This is a genomic window from Lactobacillus sp. (assembly GCF_051873315.1).
GTDB lineage: Bacteria > Bacillota > Bacilli > Lactobacillales > Lactobacillaceae > Lactobacillus.
This window is the reverse complement of sequence record NZ_JBJEES010000121.1, coordinates 1-6396: the sequence shown is the minus strand read 5'-3', so window position 1 is coordinate 6396 and position 6396 is coordinate 1. Positions and strand designations below refer to the sequence as shown.

The 6396-nt window shown below is 51.3% G+C and carries 7 protein-coding genes; 6 read left to right on the top strand and 1 reads right to left on the bottom strand.

Features of this window, described 5'->3' with window-relative positions; translation table 11 throughout:
- The 5 genes from ACI32D_RS07155 to ACI32D_RS07135 form a co-directional block, all read left to right on the top strand.
- Positions 1-904, top strand: a 904-nt coding sequence (locus tag ACI32D_RS07155) for a 6-phospho-alpha-glucosidase (protein ID WP_439775896.1), incomplete at its 5' end; no start/stop codon positions are given.
- 70 nt (positions 905-974) lie between these two features.
- On the top strand, positions 975-2858 hold the full coding sequence (locus tag ACI32D_RS07150; RefSeq protein WP_439775895.1) for an alpha-glucoside-specific PTS transporter subunit IIBC: 1884 nt from the start codon (positions 975-977) through the stop codon (positions 2856-2858).
- Positions 2859-2951: 93 nt separating this feature from the next.
- The gene (locus tag ACI32D_RS07145; RefSeq protein WP_439775894.1) at positions 2952-3734 is read left to right on the top strand and encodes a MurR/RpiR family transcriptional regulator; all 783 of its coding nucleotides are present in this window, start codon (positions 2952-2954) and stop codon (positions 3732-3734) included.
- Positions 3734-4234, top strand: coding sequence for a hypothetical protein (locus ACI32D_RS07140; protein ID WP_439775893.1), 501 nt, complete (start codon positions 3734-3736; stop codon positions 4232-4234). The genes ACI32D_RS07145 and ACI32D_RS07140 overlap by 1 nt, the downstream gene beginning before the upstream one ends.
- Before the next feature lie 5 nt (positions 4235-4239).
- Positions 4240-4728: a PTS sugar transporter subunit IIA gene (locus ACI32D_RS07135; RefSeq protein ID WP_439775897.1), complete on the top strand. Its 489-nt coding sequence runs from the start codon at positions 4240-4242 to the stop codon at positions 4726-4728.
- Positions 4729-4897: 169 nt separating this feature from the next.
- Here ACI32D_RS07135 and ACI32D_RS07130 read toward each other — a convergent pair whose 3' ends face one another.
- Complete coding sequence (locus ACI32D_RS07130) at positions 4898-5371, bottom strand: GNAT family N-acetyltransferase (RefSeq protein WP_439775892.1); 474 nt, start codon at positions 5369-5371, stop codon at positions 4898-4900.
- A 233-nt stretch (positions 5372-5604) separates the two neighbouring features.
- Between ACI32D_RS07130 and sufC the strand changes: the two genes are divergently transcribed.
- Entirely contained in the window at positions 5605-6384 is a 780-nt protein-coding gene (sufC, locus tag ACI32D_RS07125; RefSeq protein WP_439775891.1) for a Fe-S cluster assembly ATPase SufC, read from the top strand.
- Positions 6385-6396: the final 12 nt, after the last annotated feature.

Sequence of the window (6396 nt, the reverse complement as noted above, 5' to 3'; positions counted from 1 at the left end):
GGTCAACTACTCCAACACGATCGCGATTGTTTCTGAAGCCTGCCGGCGCTTCCGCCCGAACTCCAAGGTCGTCAACATCTGCGACATGCCAATCGATGACATGGGCAGAATGGCTGCCATTGCCGGGCTCAAGAGCTTCAAGGACCTCGACTTTACCTACTACGGCTTGAACCACTTCGGCTGGTGGAAGAGCGTCACCAACAAGAAGACCGGGGAAGACCTGATGCCGCTTTTGAAAGACTATGTCAAGAAGAACGGCTACTATGTGGGCGGAGACTTCGACAAGGAAACTGAAGCCAGCTGGGTCGCAACTTTCAAGAAGGTTGCTGACTGCTACGCCTTGGACCCGACGACTCTGCCAAACAACTACATGCAGTACTACTACTTCCCGCAATACGAAGTGGAAAACGCCAACCCGCACTATACCAGAACCGATGAAATCCTGGAATACCGGCAAAAGATCGTCTTCGGTGAATGTGCCCGGATCGTCAAGGAAGGCACGGCCAAGGGCAACCTTTGGGAAAGCGAAGTGCACTCCAACTACATCATTGACATCTGCCACGCGATTGCCTTCAACACCCACGAGAAGTACCTGGCCAACATCCCGAACAACGGGGCCATCAGCAACTTCCCAGACGACGCCATCGTTGAAGTGCCTTGCCTCTTTGGCTCAGACGGCGTGCAACCATTGGTAGTTGGTGAAGCCGGCCGCTTCCAATTAGGTCTGATGATGGAACAAGTTACCTGCGAAAAGCTTGTTGTTGATGCTTATGAGCAAAAGTCCTACATCAAGATGCTGCAGGCCTTTGCCTTGAACAAGACTGTTCCAGACGCTAGCGTTGCCAAGAAGATCCTGGACGACATGATGGTCGTCAACAAGCCTTACTGGCCGGATTTGAAGTAGTCAGAATGAATTGAAATAAGAAACAACAAGCAAGATACTTGCAATAAGCAGCAAGGGAGGAAGATTGCTTATGATGCAGAAACTGCAGAAATTCGGGGCGGCTATGTTCGTGCCTGTCCTGCTTTTCTCTTTCGCCGGTATCGTGGTTGCCTTAACCAGCCTGTTCAACAACCCGTTGATCTTTGGCTCGCTGGCAAACACCAATACCTTCTGGTACGGTCTTTGGGACACCGTTCAACAAGGTGGCTGGACCGTCTTTAACCAAGTCGACATGCTCTTCGTGGTCGGCCTGCCAATCGGGCTGGCTAAGAAGGCCCACGGGCGGGCAGCCATGGAAGCCATCGTTACCTACTGGACTTTCAACTACTTTATCGCTGGTTTCCTGACCCACTGGGGCGCCTTCTTCGGCCTTAAGGACTACGTCAAGACCCAGATCGTAGCCAACTCAACCAACAATGGTTTGACCATGATTGCCGGGATCAAGACCCTGGACACCAGTATTGTTGGTTCCCTGGTCATCGCCGGTATCGTTGTCTGGCTGCACAACCGCTACTTTGACAAGAAGTTGCCGGACTTCCTGGGTACCTTCCAGGGCTCAGCCTTCGTTGTCATCCTGGGCTTCGTGGCTATGTTCCCAGTTGCCTTCCTGACCTGCCTTATCTGGCCAAAGGTGCAAATGGGTATCACTGCTTTGCAGGAATTCATGGCTTCCAGCGGCTTGATCGGGGTTTGGATCTTCAACTTCCTGAACCGGGTCTTGATCCCAACCGGCCTGCACCACTTGGTCTACATTCCATTCCAATACGGCCCAGCCGTTGTTGCTGGGGGGCTGCAGCCATGGTGGCTCAAGCACTTGACTGAATTTGCCGAAAGCACCAAGAGCTTGAAGAGCCTGGCTCCAAACATGGGCTTCATGCTTTACGGGAATGAAAAAGTCTTCCTTGTGCCAGCCATCTGCCTGGCCTTCTACCACACCGCCAAGAAGAACAAGAAGAAGCAGACTTCAGCCTTGCTTTTGCCAGCTGCTTTGACTTCATTCCTGGCCGGGATTACCGAACCTGTTGACTTTACCTACCTCTTCGCGGCTCCAATCCTCTGGGTTGTCTACTCAGTTCTGGCCGCAACCATGAACACGACCATGTACATCTTCGGCGTTGTCGGCCAAATGACTGACGGGGCCATCGGGATTGCTTCTATGAACTGGCTGCCACTCTGGGCTAACCACTGGCACACTTACATGGCCCAATTCATCATTGGTCTGATCTATGCCGTTATCATCTACTTCATCTTCCGCTTCATGATCGTCAAGTTCAACTACGCTACTCCAGGCCGGGAAGCCGACGACCAGGAAGTCAAGCTGATGAACAAGAAGCAATACAAGGAAGCCAAGGCCGCTGAACAAGCAGCTGAAGCTGCCGGGCAAAACTCCTCTGACCCATACATCGCCAGAGCTACGGCTTACACGACTCTCTTGGGCGGACCGGAAAACATTGCTGAAATCACTTCCTGCGCTACCCGTTTGCGGGTAACTGTCAAGGACCCTGACAAGGTCGGTGCCGACGCTGCCTTCAGAAAGAACCAGGCAGTCGGGGTTGTCCGTCACGGTTCAGCCATCCAGGTCATCGTTGGTCTGGACGTTGCCCAAGTTCTGGAAAGAATTGAAAGCATCATTGCCGACAGCGGCAACACCGTTGCCAAGGCCGAAGCCGATCCTGATGAAGAAAAGGCTACCGGCTACCTGGACCTGCTGGGCGGCAGAAGCAACATCAAGGACTTGACCTCCTGCTCAACCAGAGTAAGAGCCCACGTCTTTGACACTAAGAAGGTCGCTGCTGACGACGACTTCAAGAAGGTCGGGGCCAGCGCCGTTGAAAGACGGGATGACCAGGAAATCGACATCGTGGTCGGCCTGGAAGCTGAACGGGTTGTCGATAAAATGAAAGAAATTATGTAAGTAGTGTAAGCCCTTTAAATTGGTCTGAAAGCGTAAAAGTGCTATTCTGTTAACTAGGTGAAAACGTCAACAAGTTAGCAAGAGGAGACTTTTATGGCAGGACTAAAAGCACGAATCGTGGATAAATCAAGCGATCTCAATCCATCGGATAAGAAGATCTTGAATTACTTGCTGAACAATGCTGCTGAATGCAGCGAACTCAGTCTGGCGAAATTGGCCAAGAAACTTTATGTTTCAGAATCGGCCATTTTTCGCTTATGCAAGAAGATCGGTCTAAGTGGCTACAGTGAATTGAAATACGAGCTGGCGGATTTTTCCAAGGGGGAGAAGCAAATGGTCAAGCAACAGGATACCTTTGCCGAGCGCCTGGTCAAAAATCTCCGTTCAGAGCTCAGCTATTTCAGAACTCTGGATTTTGAAAGCTTCTATTCGACCTTAAACCGGACGAAAAATATCTACATTTACACCACCGGCTGGCAGCAGGCGTCAATCGCCAGTTATCTCTCCAACCAGCTGTTGGTGAATGTGGGCAAGCCGACGGTCATCATGCCGTCAGCTATTAGTGAATTGAAGATGTCGAAGAATTGGCTGCAAGATCATGACCAATTGATCGTGATTTCCTTCTCCGGGGAAGATCCCGACTTGTGCCAGCTCCTAGAAGAGCTGCACCTGGTCAACGCAGATTTGACGATTACTTCGCTGACGACCATCAAGGAGAGCCGGCTGGCCAGCCTGTCTGACTACAGTCTCTTTTTCCAGCCAAGTCTCTTCCATGAGAGCATCAGCACCAAGAACTGGGCTTTTAGTCCGGCTTACATAATGATTGATTTATTAATTAACGGCTACTGCGAGTGGCTGAGAAAAGAGGATGAATAATGCAGGAGAAAGCTTTGAATTGGCTGGACAGGTTGACCAAGTCAGCAGGTCTGACGCCGAAAAGAATTTTAAAGATCTACACCTTTGTCCTCTTTTTTGCCCCGCTGGCCTACCTGCTGCTTTTGCAGCTGCGGGCCGGGGCGGCCAAGCAGACAATCACTGACTTCATCGCGGCCAGTCCCGCGACCACGGTGTCAATCATCGTGGCAGCCGGTGACTTCCTCTTGGGCTACCTCTGCTGGATTGACGGCGGGGCCCTCTTGGCCGACCGGCGCCAGTACATGAAGTTCATGAAGCTGCAGCTGTGGACCCAGCTGATCGTTGGCAACTGGTTCTGCCTTCTCTTCGCCATTTTTGCCCTGCGGCGGGGAGGAGATCTGCCTGAAGAGAGCAAGGTAAAGCCGAGCCAGCTGCTGTCCTTGACCTACTTGATTGCTTCTTTATTCGTAATTTGTTTTGTATTCTATGTAGTTCTCGCCTTTAGAGCGGTGAAAGGGTGATGTTCATGTTTAATTTCTTTAAAAAGTCCAAGTCAAAAGGCAATGAAGTCAAGGCGCCCATCAAGGGCAATCTGATTCCCCTGTCCGAAGTCAGCGATGACGTCTTCTCCCAAAAGATGCTGGGCGACGGTTTTGCCGTTAAGCCGACCGGCCAGGAAGTAGTTGCCCCGGTTTCCGGGACCATTACCACTCTTTTTCCAACCAAGCACGCCATCGGCATCAAGACGGCTGAAGGGCTGGAAGTCCTGATCCACTTGGGGATCGACACGGTGGAACTGAAAGGGGAACCCTTCAAGCTTTTCGTCGATCAAGGCGATTCTGTCAAGGCCGGCGACAAACTGGCTGAAATGGACATCAAGGCAGTTGCTGACCACGGCTTGGACAACACGGTCATGGTGGTTTACACCAACATGGACCTGCTCAAAGAAGTCAAGGATGTCGACCCGCGCCCTGTAGAGGCGGGTGACGACGCGCAAGAAATTGTCTTTAACTAACGCGCGGCGCTATGATTTTTACCATTTTTAACATTACTCTTTAATCCAAATCTTTTACTTTTACTCCTCTATTTAATAAAACTTTCTTTACTAACTCACAAATCGCCAGACTGCTCCGGGACCTTTCCCGGGGCAGTTTTTTGCATGAAAAAAGCAGCCTTGCGGCTGCTTAGGCGAGGGATTTAGCCATCATTTGGTGGGGGATGCCGGCTTCCATGAAGACGGGGCCAACATCGTGGTAGCCATTGGCCAGGTAGAAGTCCCGGGCACTGGCCTGGGCGTGGAGGTAAAGCTCCTGGGTCAAATCGTTCTCCAAGACATAGTTCTCAATGGCCTTTAAAAGCTGGCTGGCGATGCCGCGGTGGCGGGCAATTTTCTGCACGGCGACCCGGCCGATGTAAAAGCGGCCTTCTTCGTTAAAGAAGCGGGCGGCGGCCAGGGCATTGCTCTTGTCCTCGTTTAAAAGGAAAACGTGATAAGCGGAAAGGTCCTGGTCATCCAGTTCAGGAACCGTGATTTCCTGCTCGGCGACGAAAACGTCATCGCGGATTCTGGACAGGCAGAAGACCTCCCGGGCAGAGAGCTCGTTAAAAGGCTTGACTTGGATTTCTTTGGCAAAGTCGTTTTTTTGACGTTTTTTCACGGTTGACAGAGTTCCTTTCCATAACTGCTTGATTATGTTTAGCTATTGTAGCAGGCTAAAAAGATTTGTCAAATCACTTGCTTATTTTCTGAAAAAAGTCGGATATTTTTCTGCTGATTTGCAATCTTTTAAAAAATCGCATATTTCTCCTTTTGTCCTCTGTAACCACTAGGTCTTGTGTGCTATAAATAGACGTGACACTAAATTTTGTAGATAATTAGTTGAGGTGAGTCATGTCAGAGTTAGCAATCACTGATTTGCACGTAGAAATTGCCGGCAAGGAGATTCTCAAAGGGGTCAACCTCCAGCTTAAAACCGGAGAGATCCATGCCATTATGGGGCCAAATGGGACGGGAAAGTCAACCCTGTCAGAAGCCATTATGGGCAACCCGGCATATAAGGTGACCCAGGGGTCTGTCAAGCTGGATGGGCAAGAACTGCTGGATTTGCCAGTTGACGAGCGGGCCCGGGCCGGCCTCTTTTTGGCCATGCAGTACCCGGCTGAAATCCCCGGCGTCAGCAACGCCGAATTCATCCGGGGAGCCTTGAACGCCCGCCGGCCGGAAGGCGATCCAGTCTCGGCCCGGGAATTTCTCCAAGAGCTCTATGAAAAGATGGACTTTTTGGACATGAAGGCTGAAATGGCCCAGCGCTACTTGAACCAGGGCTTTTCCGGCGGGGAAAAGAAGCGCAACGAGATCTTGCAGATGCTGATGATCAAGCCCAAGTTCGCAATTTTAGACGAGATCGACTCCGGCCTGGATATCGATGCCTTGAAGGTAGTTTCCAAGGGGGTCAACGATTTGCGGGGGCCGGACTTCGGCGCCTTGATGATCACCCACTACCAGCGCCTTTTGGACTACGTGGTGCCTGACAAGGTTCACGTCATGATGGGCGGCCGGGTCGTGGCTGAAGGCGGGCCGGATTTGGCCAAGCGCCTGGAAAAGGAAGGCTATACCAAGCTGCGCGATGAGCTGGGCTTGGATATTGAACTGACGGATGAAGACGTTTAAGGAGGAAGCATG